The organism is Nocardia sp. 348MFTsu5.1 (assembly GCF_000383535.1).
Taxonomy (GTDB): Bacteria; Actinomycetota; Actinomycetes; order Mycobacteriales; family Mycobacteriaceae; genus Williamsia; species Williamsia faeni.
Genome location: NZ_KB911519.1, coordinates 1 through 17,210, shown reverse-complemented (window position 1 = coordinate 17,210; position 17,210 = coordinate 1). Strand labels below are relative to the sequence as shown.

At 65.3% G+C, this 17,210-nt stretch carries 11 protein-coding genes; 10 read left to right on the top strand and 1 reads right to left on the bottom strand.

The genetic code is table 11. The features are described 5' to 3' along the window. Positions 1-2: 2 nt before the first annotated feature. Positions 3-3,560, bottom strand: coding sequence for an indolepyruvate ferredoxin oxidoreductase family protein (locus H290_RS0119425; RefSeq protein WP_020108498.1), 3,558 nt, complete (start codon positions 3,558-3,560; stop codon positions 3-5). 597 nt (positions 3,561-4,157) lie between these two features. Between H290_RS0119425 and H290_RS0119415 the strand changes: the two genes are divergently transcribed. The 10 genes from H290_RS0119415 to purH form a co-directional block, all read left to right on the top strand. Further along, a complete protein-coding gene (locus tag H290_RS0119415) occupies positions 4,158-5,681 on the top strand; it encodes a carboxyl transferase domain-containing protein (protein ID WP_231373781.1) in 1,524 nt (507 codons plus the stop codon). A gap of 11 nt (positions 5,682-5,692) precedes the next feature. Further along, positions 5,693-7,708, top strand: coding sequence for an acetyl/propionyl/methylcrotonyl-CoA carboxylase subunit alpha (locus H290_RS0119410; protein WP_020108495.1), 2,016 nt, complete (start codon positions 5,693-5,695; stop codon positions 7,706-7,708). After that, entirely contained in the window at positions 7,705-8,877 is a 1,173-nt protein-coding gene (locus tag H290_RS0119405; protein WP_020108494.1) for an acyl-CoA dehydrogenase family protein, read from the top strand. The genes H290_RS0119410 and H290_RS0119405 overlap by 4 nt, the downstream gene beginning before the upstream one ends. Further along, the gene (locus tag H290_RS0119400; protein WP_020108493.1) at positions 8,874-9,392 is read left to right on the top strand and encodes a MaoC family dehydratase; all 519 of its coding nucleotides are present in this window, start codon (positions 8,874-8,876) and stop codon (positions 9,390-9,392) included. Before H290_RS0119405 ends, H290_RS0119400 begins: the two co-directional genes overlap by 4 nt. Then, positions 9,389-10,258 carry a CoA ester lyase gene (locus tag H290_RS0119395; RefSeq protein WP_020108492.1) on the top strand — a complete coding sequence of 290 codons (870 nt, stop codon included), beginning with the start codon at positions 9,389-9,391 and terminating at the stop codon, positions 10,256-10,258. Before H290_RS0119400 ends, H290_RS0119395 begins: the two co-directional genes overlap by 4 nt. A 26-nt stretch (positions 10,259-10,284) precedes the next feature. Beyond that, entirely contained in the window at positions 10,285-11,937 is a 1,653-nt protein-coding gene (locus H290_RS0119385; protein WP_020108491.1) for an AMP-binding protein, read from the top strand. Positions 11,938-12,288: 351 nt separating this feature from the next. Beyond that, the gene (locus H290_RS31515) at positions 12,289-13,473 is read left to right on the top strand and encodes a DUF5336 domain-containing protein (protein WP_020108490.1); all 1,185 of its coding nucleotides are present in this window, start codon (positions 12,289-12,291) and stop codon (positions 13,471-13,473) included. Between the two features lie 164 nt (positions 13,474-13,637). After that, on the top strand, positions 13,638-15,149 hold the full coding sequence (locus H290_RS29260) for a DUF6350 family protein (protein ID WP_155976944.1): 1,512 nt from the start codon (positions 13,638-13,640) through the stop codon (positions 15,147-15,149). A 74-nt stretch (positions 15,150-15,223) separates the two neighbouring features. Continuing rightward, a complete protein-coding gene (gene purN, locus H290_RS0119370) occupies positions 15,224-15,832 on the top strand; it encodes a phosphoribosylglycinamide formyltransferase (RefSeq protein WP_020108488.1) in 609 nt (202 codons plus the stop codon). Continuing rightward, on the top strand, positions 15,829-17,210 hold a 1,382-nt coding region (purH, locus tag H290_RS0119365), incomplete at its 3' end, for a bifunctional phosphoribosylaminoimidazolecarboxamide formyltransferase/IMP cyclohydrolase (RefSeq protein ID WP_020108487.1). The genes purN and purH, both read left to right, overlap by 4 nt.

Here is a 17,210-nt window from a genome sequence, read left to right as displayed (position 1 = left end):
GGTCAGATGCCGAGGGCGGCGGTCTGGTCGGTGACTGCCTCTCGGTATCGGGCCACGTTGGCCATCTTGATGCCCTCGTACCCGCGAACCATGTCGGGCAACTCGGCGACGGAAACGAGGCTGTGCCGGTGGTCCGGGGTGACGGTCCCGTTCGCCAGGCCGGTCAGCGCACGCTCGATGACGTCACGGTATTCACCGATGAGTGCTCGCTCGGTGGTGCGGACCTCGTTGCGGGCAAAGGGGTCGAACCGGGTGCCGCGCAGCCGTTTTCCCTTGGCCAGCGCGGCGAGTGCCGGTGCTGCCCGACGGCCGAGTGCAATCTTGTTCTTCATGCCCATGGCCCGCAGGGTCGGTGGATGCAGTCGGACGGCCACCTTGGCGTCATCACCGAACTGATCGGCGACCTCGGCAGCGAACGCGGCGTCGCGGGTGAGCCGGGCGACCTCGTACTCATCCTTGTAGGCCATGAGCTTGAACAGGTTGCGTGCCACCGCATCGGTCAGTTCGTCCATGCCGCTGCGCTGCGCGACGTGGGTGACGAATGCGACGTATTCGGTTGCGTAGGCGATGTTCTGGTACGCGATCAGCTCGTCGACCCGGTGCTGAACAGTCTGCAGGACGGCTGGGCGCAGAGTGGTCAACTCGGCGGTCAACCGCACCGCGTCGGCGCTCGGCTGCCAAGGAACCGGTGACGGGTGGGCCGCGGCGATGGCTGCGGTCACCTCGGCACGATTGGCAACCACCTGACGTCCACGACGGAATGCCTGCAGGTTGCGTTCTACCGCAACCCCGTTCAGCTCGACGGCACGTTCGATCGACGCGGCCGAGATGGGCATCGCCCCGGATTGATAGGCGGCACCCACCATGAGCATGTTCGCGTACTGCTCGTCGCCGAACAGGTCGAGGGTCAAGGCACCGGGGTCGAGGTAGATGGCGCGCGCCACCGAATGATTGATCGAGTCCGCGATCGCGGTGTTGTCGGGATAGGAGACCGACGTGTCGATGACCATGGCTCCGGTCGGGATCTTGGTGGTGGACACGACCGCGGTGGTCTTGTCGGGGGAGGCGACCTTGAGGTTCGCGGGATCGACCCCCACCAGTCCGTCGCACGACAGATACATGTCGCAGTCGCCGGTGGCGACCTTGGCGGCCTGCTCCACCACACCCGCACTGACCTTGACGTCGCTGACCACGGCGCCGCCCTTCTGGGCCAGTCCGGTCATGTCGACGGTCCGGGCAACGTGGCCGTCGAGGACGGCGGCCGTGGCGATCACCTGGGAAACCGTCACCACCCCGGTGCCACCGATACCGGTGACCCGCAACGTGAATCCGTCGTCGATGGACTTGGTTGCGAACGGATCGGGCAGGGTGTCGTTGCCGATGTCGGCCACGGTGTGGCGGACCTTTTCCTTGTCGGACGGGACCACGGTGACAAAGGAGGGGCAGTCACCCTTCAGGCACGAGAAGTCGAGGTTGCAGGAACTCTGATCGATCCGGGTCTTGCGGCCGAACTCGGTGTCGACCGGATGCACCGACAGACAGTTCGACTTCTCGCCGCAGTCGCCGCAGCCCTCGCAGATGCGCTCGTTGATCATCACGCGCTGCTTCGGTGTTTTCGCCTTGCCGCGCTTGCGCTTACGGCGCGTCTCGGCGGCACAGGCCTGATCATGGATGAGCACGGTGACGCCGGCGGTCGCGGCCAGTTCTTGCTGGGCGGCCATCATCTCGTCGCGTGGGCGCACCTCGATGCCGGCCGGCAAGTGCAGTGCCCGGGTGCGGATCGGATCATCGGAGGTGACGATGATGCGCTTGACCCGTTCGGCCTGCAGCAGGGTCACGATCTGCGGCAGGGTCATCTGGCCCACCGGGTCCTGGCCACCGGTCATGGCGACGGTGCCGTTGAACAGCAGCTTGTAGGTGATGTTTGCGCCGGAGGCGACGGCCGCACGCAGAGCCAGTGACCCTGAGTGCATGAACGTACCGTCACCGATGTTTTGCACGAAGTGCTGTTCCGAGACAAACGGAGTCATGCCGATCCACTGCGCGCCTTCGCCGCCCATCTGGGTCACTCCGGCGATCTCGCCGACCTGGCCCGGATCCATCAGAAGAACCATTGCGTGACAGCCGATTCCGGCGCCGACGAGTGTTCCTTCGGCAACCTTGGTGGAGCTGTTGTGGGGGCAGCCGGAGCAGAAGTAGGGGCTGCGGACCGCGAGGGGGATCTCGATGCGTCCCCGGCTGCGACCCTTGGTGTCGAGCCAGTTCTGTGCTGCCGGGATCTCGTGATGGCGGGCGAGCCGGCCGGCGAGTCCGCGCGTGACGGAGTCGATGTCGAGTTCACCGAAGCGGGAGAACAGGGTTGAACCGTCCTCATGCGTCTTGCCGACGATGGCGGGGACGTCGGGGCGGCGGAAGAGGATGTCGCGCATCATCGTTTCGATGAAATCGCGCTTCTCCTCGACCACGATCACCTCATCGAGGCCCTTGATGAACTCGTCCATGATCTCGCGTTCGAACGGGTAGACCATACCCATCTTCAGGATCCGGATGCCCAGGCGTGGCAGGTCGGCATCGGTGATGCCGATGAGCCGCAACGCTTCCCGGACGTCCATGTAGGTCTTTCCGGCGGCGACGATCCCGATGCGGTCGTCCGCGGTGCGTTGCACGATCCGGTTGAGCCGGTTGATTCGGGCGTACTCGGTCGCGCGGGGCAACCGGATGGTCAGCTGATTCTGCTCGAGCTCCATCAGGTTGGCGCCCAGCAGTTTTCCGCTCGGCACGTGGGGACTGGTGCCGAGGTCGCCGTAGACCGGCAGGATGCGGTCGGGGTGGACATCGGCGGTCGAGGCGCCGTCGGCGACGTGTGCGGAGATCTTGAACGATGTCCACAGCCCGGAGACCCGCGACATGATGGCGGCGTGGACGCCGAGATCGAGGATGTCCTGGGAATCGGCGGGGTAGAGGATGGGCATGTAGAGGTCGGCCAGCGCCATCTCGGATGCACACGGGATCGTGGAACTCTTGGCCCCGGGGTCGTCGCCGACGAGTGCCACGGCGCCGCCGGCCGAATGGGTTCCGATGATGTTGGCGTGGCGCAGTGCGTCGGTCGCGCGGTCGAGTCCGGGTGCCTTGCCGTACCAGTAGCCGACCACGCCGTCGCGGGTGACGCCGTTGGGACCCGGGGCGAGCGTGCCGACCTGGGCTGCGACCTGCGAACCCATCACCGACGTTGCGGCGAGGTCCTCGTTGAGGCCGGGGCGGTGGACGATGTCGAACGGGTCGAGGTACTTCGCGCGGCGGGCGATCTCGAGGTCGTATCCGGCCAGCGGTGAACCCTCGTATCCGGAGATGAAGGAGGAGGTGTTGAGGTTCTGGCGGCGGTCGAGGCGGGCGCGGTCACGGACCATGCGGACCAGCGCCTGGATGCCGGTGAGGTAGACGGTCCCGGTCTCCCGGGTATAGCGGTCATCGAGCGAAAAAGATTCAACACTGGCGGCATTGCCGCCCAGTGGATCGCGATCGTGATCGCCTTCGTTGGGGTGGTGCTGGACGAGGGTCATGGCTGTTTACCTGGCTCTCTATTCGGTTTGTATCCGCCCCGGGGGTGTTGGGGAGAAGACGTGCATTTCGGTAAGCCCGATCGTACTGCACCCCTGTGACTCCGCCCACATCCACCGAGCGTGCCCATCGCGCCGTCGAGCGTGCCCATCCGACCGTCGACCGTGCCCATCCGACCGGCGACCGTGCCCATCCGACCGCCGACCGGGCCGAACGCGCCGCGTCTGAGACGGGTCGGTAGATCGCGGACGCAACATCGGCCCGGTCGGCGCCGACCAGGCACGTTCGGTGGTCTGATCGGCACGGTCGGCGGTGACAAAGGCCCGCTCGGTGGTTGGTTGGGCCCACTCGGCGGTAACGAGGGCCCGCTCGGCGGTAGTTGGGGCCCGCTCGGCGGCGCGATGGGCCCGCTCGACGGGTTGGGGTGGTGTATGTGGGCAATCGCTGAACCGCCGGCCGGATCGGCGTGACAATTGGTCCGTGATGCGCGTAACGTCTCAACTCAGTTAATCGCTCCTAACTGAAAGGGGTGGGCATTGACGTCCACAACCGCAGTCGCAGGCCAGTGGCGGCAGGCGCACGAAGAGAATGTCGCCGAACTGAGAAAACGGCTCAGTCGCGTCGCCCTTGGTGGCGGTGACAAGGCCCGCGAGCGTCACCTGTCCCGGGGAAAGTTGCTGCCCCGAGAACGCATCGACACCCTTCTCGATGCCGGAAGCCCCTTCCTCGAAATTGCACCGCTGGCGGCGGAGGACATGTACGGCGGCAAGGCTCCGGCGTCCGGTCTGATCGCCGGCATCGGCCGCGTCGCCGGCCGTGAATGCCTGATCATCGCCAATGACGCCACCGTGTCGGGCGGCACCTATTACCCCGTGACGGTCAAGAAGCACCTCCGGGCGCAGGAGATCGCGGCCGCGAACCGACTGCCGTGCATCTACCTCGTCGACTCCGGTGGCGCGATGCTGCTCGAGCAGGACGAGGTGTTCCCGGACCGCGACCACTTCGGCCGGATCTTCTACAACCAGGCCAACATGAGCGCCGCGGGGATCGCGCAGATCTCGGCAGTCCTCGGGTCGTCGACCGCCGGTGGTGCGTATGTGCCGGCGATGAGCGACGAAACGGTGATCGTGCGTGATCAGGGCACCATCTTCCTGGCCGGACCGCCGCTGGTGAAAGCGGCCACCGGAGAAGACGTCTCTGCCGAAGACCTCGGTGGCGGCCTCATGCACTCGACGGTGTCCGGTGTGACCGACCACCTCGCCGTCAACGACGAAGACGCCCTCGAGCGTGTTCGTCGCATCGTGTCGACTCTCGGTCCGCAGGAAGCCCCGCAGTGGGACGTCCAGCCGATCAGGGAACCGAAGGCCGCGCAGACGGACCTCTACGACATCGTCCCGACCGACGCCCGCACCCCGTACGACGTGCGCGCTGTCATCGAAACGGTCGTCGACGGCGGCGAATACAACGAGTTCAAGTCCGGCTACGGCACCACGCTGGTGACCGCGTTTGCCCACATCCATGGGCATCCGGTGGGAATCATCGCCAACAATGGTGTGCTGTTCAGCGAAAGTGCCCTCAAGGGAGCACATTTCATCGAGCTGTGCGACAAGCGCAAGATCCCGCTCGTGTTCCTGCAGAACATCACCGGCTTCATGGTCGGACGTGAATACGAGCAGGGTGGCATCGCCAAGAACGGCGCCAAGATGGTCACCGCCGTGGCGTGCGCCCGCGTGCCCAAGTTCACCGTGATCATCGGTGGCTCGTTCGGTGCCGGCAACTACTCGATGTGCGGCCGGGCGTACTCGCCGCGATTCCTGTGGATGTGGCCCAACGCCCGGATCTCGGTCATGGGTGGCCCGCAGGCCGCCGACACCCTGGGAACGGTGCGCCGCAACCAGATCGAACGCGGTGGCGACCAATGGGATCCCGCGGACGAAGAGGCGTTCAAGGCCCCGATCCGGGAACAGTTCGAAAAGCAGTCCGGGGCCTACTACTCGACGGCTCGCCTGTGGGACGACGGCGTCATCGACCCGGCCGATACCCGCACCGTGCTCGGGCTGGCATTGGCTTCCGCACGCCGTGCGCCGTTGGCGCCGGTGTCCTACGGCGTCTTCCGGATGTGAGAGGCACCATCATGGCTACCAACACAATCAAAACAGTTCTCATCGCGAACCGCGGGGAGATCGCCTGCCGGGTCATCCGCACCCTTCGGGCTCAGGGAATCCGCAGCGTTGCAGTGTATTCCGATGCCGACGCCGATTCTTTGCATGTCCGGCTCGCCGACGAGGCAGTGCATATCGGACCTGCGGCGGCCACCGCGAGCTACCTCGACATCGCCAAGGTGATCGACGCGGCCAAGCGGGTCGGTGCCGACGCGGTCCACCCGGGCTACGGATTCCTGTCGGAGAACGCGGCATTCGCCCGTGCCCTGCAGGAGGCGTCGATCCTGTTCCTCGGCCCGCCGACCCAGGCGATCGAGGTCATGGGTGACAAGATCGCCGCTCGCGCAGCGGTGTCCGAGCGGGACGTGCCGGTTGTCCCGGGCATCTCCCGTCCGGGACTCACCGACGACGAATTGATCGCGGCGGCAACCGATATCGGATTCCCGGTACTGATCAAGCCGAGCGCCGGCGGTGGCGGCAAGGGCATGCACCGGGTGGAAGACCCGGCCAAGCTCGCTGCCGCACTGAGCACCGCCCGCCGTGAGGCCGGTGCCGCGTTCGGCGACGACACACTGTTCTTGGAGCGGTTCGTCGACACCCCGCGCCACATCGAGGTGCAGGTTCTCGCCGACACCCACGGCAACGTCGTGCATCTCGGGGAACGTGAATGTTCCCTGCAGCGACGGCATCAGAAGGTCATCGAAGAGGCCCCGTCGGCTCTGCTCGATGCCGCGACCCGGGCGCGGATCGGTGCGGCGGCCTGTGATGCCGCCCGCTCGGTGGGCTACACCGGTGCCGGAACCGTCGAGTTCATCGTCTCCGCCAAACGCCCCGACGAGTTCTTCTTCATGGAGATGAACACCCGTCTGCAGGTGGAACATCCGGTCACCGAGCTCGTCACGGGTGTCGATCTCGTCGAGTGGCAACTCCGGGTGGCGGCCGGTGAAAAACTCGACTTCGGTCAGGACGACGTGACCATGACCGGTCACGCCATCGAGGCGCGCGTCTACGCGGAGGATCCGGCTGCCGGATTCCTGCCGACCGGCGGTGAACTGCTGCTGGTCGACGAGCCGAGTGGCCCCGGCATCCGGGTCGACTCCGGCATCGTCACCGGTGGCGTGGTCGGCAGCGACTACGACCCCATGCTGGCGAAGGTCATCGTCCACGGCGAAGACCGGGCCGACGCCATCGAACGGCTGCGTGCGGCACTGGCGCAGACCCATGTCCTCGGGCTTCGCACCAACATCGACTTCTGCCGATTCGTGCTCGACGAGCCCCGGGTCCGCGAGGGCGACCTCGACACCGAACTGCTCGATCGTCTCATCGTCGACTACACCCCACCGGCGGTGCCGCCGGAGGCCTTGGCGCTGGTCGGTCTGCACCGGACCCGGCGGGCCCGCCATGCCGGTACCCCCTGGACGTCGGAAGTGGGCTGGCGCATCGGTGGACCGGCGGCCACGCACACCCGTCTGAAGGTCGGCGACGAGCGGATCACGGTGTCGGTGACCGGATCCGAGAACGACGCCACAGTGGTCGTCGGAGACTGGACTGCATCGGCATCGCTGAACGGCGAGCGGTTCACGGTGGATGGGGCCGGCGCGCGCTGGCTCATCGCCGAATCCAATCCCGAGGCCGAACTCGGTCACGAGCACCACCAGGAATATTGGATCAGTGGACCCGACGGGATCTGGGAAGTCGCCACCGCGCACATCCTGAAGTCGTCGGATGCTGACGAAGCCCTCAGCGAGATCACCAGCCCGATGCCGGGAACCGTTGTGGCGGTGCTCAATCCCGGCGGCGAAGCGGTTGAGGCCGGCGCCCCGGTGCTGGTGGTCGAAGCGATGAAGATGGAACACACCCTGACTGCTCCCCGCGCCGGTGATCTCACCGTCACGGTGAAGGTCGGCGACAAAGTCAAAGCCGGGCAATCGCTCGCGATAGTCGTCGATCAGGCAGCCAAAGACCTCTCGGAAGGAACACCCGCATGACCGTCACTGACGACTTGACCGCCGAATACGACGAACTCCGCAAAACCGTTGCCGATTTCGCGCAGCAGGTGGTTGCGCCGGTATCTGCCAAACATGATGCCGAGCACAGCTTTCCGTACGACGTCGTCCGGCAGATGGGCGAGATGGGCCTGTTCGGCCTGCCGTTCCCCGAGGAGTACGGCGGCATGGGCGGCGACTACTTCGCCCTCGCTTTGGCGCTCGAAGAACTCGGCAAGGTCGATCAGTCGGTGGCCATCACCCTCGAGGCCGGCGTCGGCCTCGGCGCGATGCCGATCTACCGGTTCGGCAACGAAGAGCAGAAGCAGACGTGGCTGCCGGATCTGACCGCCGGAAAGAAACTGGCCGGATTCGGGCTCACCGAACCCGGCGCCGGTTCTGATGCCGGGGCCACGGCCACCACCGCCAAGCAAGACGGCGATCAGTGGGTGATCAACGGGTCCAAGCAGTTCATCACCAACTCCGGCACCGACATCACCTCGCTGGTCACGGTCACCGCTGTCACCGGTGCGCGTTCGGCGGGCGCCGATGGTCGTCCCCGCAAGGAGATCTCGACCATCATCGTGCCCAGCGGCACACCGGGATTCACCGCCGAACCGGCGTACAACAAAGTCGGCTGGAATGCGTCCGACACCCATCCGCTGAGCTTCGACGACGCCCGCGTGCCCGAGGAAAACCTGCTCGGTGAACGAGGCCGGGGCTATGCCAACTTCCTGTCGATCCTCGACGAGGGCCGGATCGCGATCGCCGCGCTGGCAACCGGTGTCGCCCAGGGTTGTGTGGACGAGAGCGTGAAGTACGCCAAGGAGCGGCAGTCGTTCGGTCGCCCGATCGGCGACTACCAGTCGGTGTCGTTCTCGATCGCACGGATGGAGGCGAGGGCCCACACTGCCCGCACCGCCTACTACCACGCCGCGTCGAAGATGCTGGCCGGCAAGCCTTTCAAGAAGGAAGCCGCGATCGCCAAGCTCGTCTCCAGCGAGGCCGCAATGGACAACGCGCGCATGGCAACTCAGATTCACGGTGGCTACGGCTTCATGAACGAGTACCCGGTGGCACGTCATTACCGTGACTCGAAGATCCTCGAGATCGGCGAGGGCACCACCGAGGTCCAGCTGATGCTCATCGCACGAGAGTTGGGTTTCGCATGAGCACCACACCGGGCAGTGACATGAGCACCACCTCCGGTGGGGAGCCGAAGCGCGTCACCCAGCGTGGCCTGTATTTCGAAGAGTTCGAGATCGAGACCGTGTACGAACACCGTCCGGGCCGGACGGTCACCGAGGCCGACAACGTCGTCTTCACGACGCTCACGATGAACACCCAGGCCCTGCACCTCGACGCCGCATTTGCCGCCGAGCAGCCGGGTTTTGGCGGCGAACGTCTGGTCAACTCGATGTTCACGTTGTCGACCATCGTGGGACTGTCGGTGAGTCAGCTGACCCAGGGCACCCTGGTGGCCAACCTCGGTTTCTCGGAGATCGCCTTCCCGAAGCCGCTCTTTCACGGTGACACCCTCTACGCCGAAACCGTCTGCACGGGAAAACGGGAAAGCAAATCCAGGCCCGGTGAAGGCGTGGTCTCATTGCGTCATATAGGAAAGAATCAGCACGGTGATGTGGTTGCGATTGCGCAACGCTCGACACTGGTTCGGAAGAAGCCGTGACAACCGAGGTAGAACGCACAGGAGGAAAATCGGTGTCGAACTGGAGTCCACCGGGACCGGCGATCTTGTTCGTTCCGGCCGACCGGCCGGAGCGATATGCCAAGGCGGCCGAGCGCGCCGACGCCGTGATCATCGATCTCGAGGACGCGGTCCGTCCCGAAGCCCGCGACGCTGCGCGTGAGGCGTTGATCAACAACCCGATCGACCCCAACATCACGATGGTCCGGATCAATCCGGCCGGCACCGGGGATCACCTGAAGGACCTCAAGGCACTGGCGCAGACCGACTACCGCGTGGTGATGCTGGCGAAGGCCGAAAGCGCGGAGCAGTTGCTGCCGGTCGGGTATCAGGTGGTCGCGTTGGTGGAAACCCCACTTGGGGCCACGAAGGCAGATCAGATCGCGGCCGCGCCCAACTGCATCGGACTGATGTGGGGTGCCGAGGATCTCGTCGCCGCGATGGGTGGCCGGTCCAGCCGGTTCACCGCCGGTGAGGAGAACACCGGGCGGTACCGCGATGTGGCCCGGCAGGTCCGTGGCATGGTCCGTCTGGCCTGTGCCGGCCATGGGCGCTTTGCCATCGACTCGGTGCACATCGACATCGCCGACACCGAGGGTCTGCGGTTCGAGGCGCTCGATGCGGTGAACCTGGGATACGAGGCAACAGCGTGTATCCATCCTTCCCAGGTCGACATCGTGCGGGCGGCGTACAGCCCCACCGACGACGAGATCAGCTGGGCCCGTGAGGTCCTCGACGCCGCTGCGGCCAACGTCGGTGGTGTGTTCCGGGTGAAGGGCCAGATGATCGATTCGCCGTTGCTCGGACAGGCAGAAGCCATCATGCGAAGGGCTCCGCAAGCAGATTGACCGGTGCGACCAGTGAGGAGACAACGATGTCTGACCGCTCGTCTACAAGGGGTGCCGAAAGCGCACCGCTGTCGTACGCCAAAGGCGAACAAGATCCGCCGCTGCTGACGCTCACCATCGGCGAATCGCTCCGTGACACCGCGGAGCGATTCGCTGACTGCGACGCTCTCGTCGACGTCCCGACGGGGCGCCGGTGGACGTACGGAGAGTTCCGCAAACAGGTTCGTGCGCTTGCCGCCGGACTCTCCCGTAGTGGCCTCGGGCCCGGTGATCGTCTGGGGCTCTGGGCGCCGAACTGTGCCGAATGGGTGCTGACGCAGTACGCCACCGCAGAACTCGGAATCATCCTGGTGAACCTCAACCCCGCCTACCGGCAGACCGAGATCGAGTTCGCCCTGACACAGTCCGGTACGCGCACCGTCATCGCCGCCCGCGAGTTCCGCGGTGCCGACTACGCGGGCATGCTGTCGGTGGCTCTCGGCAAATGCGATGCCCTGCAATCCGTGGTGCTGCTCGACAGCCCCGCCTGGGACGAGTTGTGTGCGACGCCAACCGAAGCCGAGCTCACCGCGCTGGACCGGGCCGCCGAGTCGCTCACCCCGGACGACGCGATCAACATCCAATACACGTCCGGGACCACGGGAAACCCCAAGGGCGCCACGCTGTCTCACCGGAACATCCTCAACAACGGCTATCTGGTCGGGGAGTTGTGCCGCTACACCGAAGCGGACCGGATCTGCGTCCCGGTGCCGTTCTACCACTGCTTCGGCATGGTGATGGGCAATCTCGCAGCGACCACTCATGGTGCCGCGATTGTCATCCCGGCACCCGGATTCGACCCGGCGCTCTCACTGAAAGCCGTTGCGGCCGAGAAGTGCACAAGTCTCTACGGTGTTCCGACGATGTTCATCGCCGAATTGGCGCTGGCAGATTTCGACAGCTACGACCTCAGCACACTCCGCACCGGCATCATGGCCGGGTCGCCGTGTCCGGCCGAAGTGATGCGCCAGGTCATCGACAAGATGCACATGGCCGAGGTGTCGATTTGCTATGGCATGACCGAGACCGCGCCGGTGTCGACCCAGACGCGGACTGACGACACGTTTGAACGGCGGGTCGGTACGGTCGGTCGGGTCGGTCCCAACCTGGAGATCAAGATCGTCGATCCGGCCACCGGTGACATCGTCGCCCGTGGTGAGACCGGTGAGTTCTGCACTCGCGGTTACAGCGTGATGGTGGGCTACTGGAATCAGCCCGACAAGACCGCCGAAGCGCTCGACCCCGATGGGTGGATGCACACCGGCGATCTCGCGGTCATGGACGTGCACGGATACGTGCAGATCACCGGCCGCATCAAAGACATGGTGATCCGCGGGGGAGAGAACATCTATCCGCGCGAGATCGAAGAGTTCCTCTACACACACCCGGACATCCTCGATGCCCAGGTCATCGGCGTACCCGACGAGAAGTATGGCGAAGAACTGATGGCGTGGATCCAATTGCGCGATGGTGCAGGCACTTTCACCGTTGACGACCTCAAGGCGTTTGCCGATGGCAAGATCGCCCGCCACAAGATCCCCAAATACGTGCATGTGGTCGACGAATTCCCGATGACCGTGACCGGCAAGGTTCGCAAGGTTCAGATGCGGCAACAGGCATTGGAGATCCTTGATATCTGACGGAATCGACCCGAACTCGGCGTAGGCCAAAATCATTTTTGTGCAACGGCATTCAAACCCAGGCGATATCCACCGAGCCTGCGTCGGATATGTGTTCAGCGTCGGGAAACGCTACCAATCTGCGGTCGTGGGCGAGTTCCGACCAGTTTGATCGGTATCGCCAGAAGCTGTTTCACCCCGGCATACACTGAAATCAGCCTTGATCGGCATCAAGACCAGCGAGTTCGGTACTCCGTCGGGACCGGCCGTAGTTCGTAGATACGACAACCCGGCCAAATCGCCCGTTGTGGGTGCAGGCACATGTACTAGCGTGGTTCGCGACACCCAAGTCCTCTAACGCAGGAGTGGAAAATGAGCTATCAACCCGGGGGGTCCGGCTACGGCTCGCAGCAGCCGTACCAGGGCTCCCAGTACCCCGGTGCGGGACAACCCGAAGCCGGAGGCCAGCAATACGGCCAGGGATACGGCCAGCAGCCCGGTGGCCAGCAGGGCTACGGTCAGCAGCCCGGCGGGCAACAGGGTTACGGCCAGCAGCCCGGTGGCCAGCAGGGCTACGGTCAGCAGCCCGGTGGCCAGCAGGGTTACGGCCAGCAGCCGGCCCAGGGATACGGCCAGCAAGGATATGGGCAGCAGGGTTACGGCGGTTACGGCCAGCAGGGCTACGCACAGCCCACTCCGCGTCGTGGTCTGCCCGCTGCACTCGGGACGTACCTGGTCTACGCGCTCGGCGCTCTCGGTCTGATCAACTTCTTCCTCGGCTTTGCGCCGGCCGTCGATGACGATGACGCACCACAACTATTCGTGTGGTTACCGGCGGTCGCGCTGATTGTGCTGGCCATCGCGGGATTGACGGCAGCGGCCACCTTGCTGCCCAAGCAGACCGCGAAACCCGCAGGCGCGGTCGCCGCCGCATCCGTTGTCGCGGCACTGTATCTGTTGATCTACTTGGTCCTCGGCGATATTTCCGAGTCCGGCGCAGGCATCGGATTGATCCTGCTGACTGTTTTCGCGTTCATCCAGGCTGCCGTCGCGGTGGTGTGGTTGCTCGTCGAGGTCGGGATCATCAAGACCGCCGCAACCGCGGATGCCGGTGCGTCGACCGCATCCGCAGCCACGTCGACCGGATCGCAGCCGGCCGCCGCGGAATCGACCCCGAGCTACGGCCAGGGCGGCTCATACGGTCAGGGCAGTGGCTATGCCGCAGGTTACGGCCAGGGCGCGCAGAGCACCGGTAGTCATCAGGCCGCGCCCTCAGCACCGGGCAATCCCTATGCTCAGACCAGTTATGGCCAGAGCGCCCCGGCCGCACCGGACTCGGTGGGACTGAACAAGCCGGGCAGCTCCGAGGCGACGACGGCGGTGCCGTCCGCGGGCCCGTCGGCACCTTCCACCGCACCGCAGCCGAGCAGTCCGTCGGCGCAGCCGGGTGCCCATCCGGGGGCGACCTCGTATCAGGCACCGGGAGCGGCAGGCTCCGAAGAACACCCCGGTCAGGGCAGCGATCAGACGACGCAGTTCAAGACGCCGGAACGGTAAAGAATGTGCTGAATACCGTGCGGTAACAATTCCCGCACATAAATGCACCGGGCAGTTGTGGCCAATCGCCGCAGCTGTCCGGTGTTTTGTTTCATAACGACGGAGTTGTTTATCCTCGGCGCGCCTGACCATGCGATTGCGGAGCAAATGACACTCTGGGACGGGTGGCCAGCTCTACAGCGGAAAACCTCGCCGCGCGTCTGCGCGAGATACGCCGCTCGCGCCGTGCCGATGAGGTGGGTGCCGCGGATTCGGCAAGGGCGTTGGTCCGGCTTGCCTTCGGAACCACCGCGGCGACCCTGGCAATCCTGACCCTTCTTGCCATCGTGACACTGCTGACCGTCGGGGATGGCCTCGGCAGTCTGCCCGTGGCGGTGGCGTCGATGTGGTTGGGGATTCACCAGGTACCGATGACCGTGGGCGATGTGACCGTCGGCGTGATGCCGCTGGCCCCCACCTTCTTGATGATCTTTGCGGTGGGAAGGTCCACGGCCCGGGCGACCGATGTCGACCGCCCACATTCGGAAGTTGCCTCTGTGGTGCTCGCCGCCGTGGGTGGACCACTGCTCGCCACCGTTCTGTCGCTGGCAGTTGTGATGGATGCGTCGACGGTGATGACCGTGCAGAGCCCGGATGCGCTGTTGGCCTTTTCCTGCACGTTCGCGGTCCAGGCCGTCGGTGCGGTGGGCGGTGTCGCCTACAAGTGGTGGTCGACGATCGTGGTGCGGACCGGCGTGGCCGACTGGGTGATCAAGGGACTGCGCTGTGGCCTGATCGCGGTGGTCGGGATGTTCACGCTGGGAGCGCTGGTTGTCGCATTCCGGCTGATCATCAACTGGTCGCTGGCCGGTGAACTGCTCGCTTCCGGCAACGGTGTGGTCGGTGCGCTGGGCCTGTTCCTGCTGTCCGTGCTGTACCTGCCCAATGTGGTGATCGGTTCGGCAGCTGCGATGGTCGGCGCTCCGGTACAGGTGGGCGGTGCGACCGTCGACCTGTTCGGTTCCAGTGGTGGACGCGTGCCGCCGCTGCCGATCCTGGCGGTGCTCCCCGACGGGGATGGTGGACGGTGGGGGCTGGTCCTGCTGGCCGGTGCCGTGATCGTGTCGTTCTTCGTGGCCCACCTGTGTGCCGACCTGTCGTTGTTGCGCAACATCCGCATGGTGGTGGTCGCCGCGGGTGTGACATCGGTACTGCTGGTCGCGTTCTCGGCGGTCTCGGGTGGATCGCTCGGTGTCCTCGGTGAGGTCGGCGTCAATCTGCCGGTGGTCGGGGTCTTTGCGTTCGGCTGGATCGCCGTCGCCGGAGCCTTGATGGCGGTGATCCACAGCGCGCTCCCGTCGACCCGGCGGGCTCGGATGCAGGCCATGAACTTGATCTACGACGACTACGCCGACGAAGAGTTCGATCGTTTCGACGACGTGGACGACGACACGGATGACGTCGCGGACGCCGTGCCCGCAGAACCCGAGTTCGAATATCGCGAGCCGGCCGAGATCCCGATCCTCGATCGCGACGCCGGCGTCGAAACCGAGATCGCCACGTCCGTCGATGGTTGGGATATCGATGATTGGGCCACCGAGACCGACTGGGACGATTCCGACTCCGCAGCGATCGAGTCAGTGGGCGGCGAGGAACTGGTCTCGACCGATGAGTTCGGTACCCGGCGACGCCGCTGAAACAGTGGCGATTAGGCTCTGAACGTTAGATTTTCAGTTCCGACCAGAGTTCGAGGAGTTCCACACTGGACGCCATGCCGTCAGCCACCCCGGTGTCCGTTGTGATCCTCGCGTCGGGCGCGGGTTCGCTGGCATCGGCACTGCTCGACGCTGCCGAGGATGACAACTATCCGGGCAATGTTGTCGCGATGGTGACCGATCGGGAGTGTGCCGCCGAGCAGTCGGCGCGCCGGCGCGGCGTGGAGACCGCGATCGTCCCGATGGTGAGTGATCGCGGCGAATGGGATCGCACGCTCGCCGACACCGTCGCCGCCTACAAACCCGATCTCGTGGTCTCTGCGGGATTCATGAAGATCCTCGGCTCCGAGTTCCTCACCCGTTTCGGTGGCCGCATCATCAATGCCCATCCCGCGTTGCTTCCGTCGTTCCCCGGCGCGCATGCGGTGGCCGATGCACTGGCGCACGGCGTCAAGGTGACCGGCTCGACCATTCATCTGGTCGACGAGGGGGTCGACACCGGGCCGATTCTCGCGCAGGCGCCGGTCGCGGTGCAGTCCGGCGACGACGAAATCACGTTGCATGAGCGAATCAAGATGGTCGAACGTGTGCTGCTTGTTGCGGTGGTGCGTTCGATTGCCACCAAAGGTGTTGTCATCGAAGGACGAAAGGCCCACATCCCGTGAGTAATGACCTGCAGCGCAAGCCCTTCCGCCGGGCATTGGTCAGCGTGTACGACAAATCCGGGTTGGCCGAGCTGGCCAAGGGTTTGCACGCCGGAGGCATCGAGATCGTCTCGACCGGTTCCACGGCCAAGAAGATCGCCGAGGCCGGTGTTCCGGTCATCGAGGTCTCCGAAGTGACCGGTTTCCCCGAGTGCCTCGAAGGTCGCGTCAAGACCCTGCACCCGATGGTGCATGCCGGGATCCTGGCCGACACCCGCAAAGACGCGCACGTCGAGAAGCTCGCGGAACTCGGCATCGCCGCGTTCGAACTGGTCATCGTGAACCTCTACCCGTTCACCGACACGGTCGCCTCGGGTGCGGGCCCTGACGAGTGTGTCGAACAGATCGACATCGGCGGACCGTCGATGGTGCGCGGTGCTGCCAAGAACCATCCGTCCGTCGGTGTGGTGGTCGACCCCACCGACTACACCGACGTCCTGACCGCCGTCGAGGCCGGTGGATTCACCCTGGCCGAGCGGAAGTCGCTGGCCGCGAAGGCATTCCGCCACACCGCCGACTACGACATCGCGGTTGCGTCGTGGATGGGGTCGGTGGTCGCACCCGACCCGGACAGCGAGTTCCCCTCCTGGGCGGCCCACAGCTGGGAGCGCTCTTCGGTGCTCCGCTACGGCGAGAACCCGCATCAGCCGGCTGCGCTGTACGTCGACATCTACGGGGCGCCGGGCCTGGCACAGGCGGAGCAGCTGCACGGCAAGGAGATGAGCTACAACAACTTCACCGACGCCGACGCCGCATGGCGCGCCGCCTATGACTTCACCGATGCCGCGGTCGCGATCATCAAGCACGCCAACCCCTGTGGCATCGCAACGTCGGAGAACGTCGCCGAGGCCCATCGCAAGGCCCACGCCTGCGATCCGGTCAGTGCCTACGGCGGCGTGATCGCCGCGAACCGGCCGGTGAGCCTGGAGATGGCCGAGCAGGTTGCCGAGATCTTCACCGAGGTCATCGTCGCCCCGGGATTCGAAGACGGCGCGCTCTCGGTGCTGACCCGCAAGAAGAACATTCGTGTGCTGCTCGCGCAGCCGCCGCGCCGCGGCAGCGTCGAACTGAAGCCGGTAACCGGTGGAATGCTGGTTCAGCACCGCGACATCCTCGACGCCGAGGGCGATTCGCCGGCGAACTGGCAGCTCGCAGCCGGTGAAGCCGCCGATGCCGCCACCCTCGCCGACCTCGAGTTCGCCTGGCGGGCCTGCCGCTCGGTGAAGTCCAATGCGATCCTGCTGGCATCGGATCAGGCGTCGGTCGGCGTCGGAATGGGACAGGTCAACCGCGTCGACTCCGCGCATCTCGCGGTGACGCGCGCCGGTGACCGGGCGCG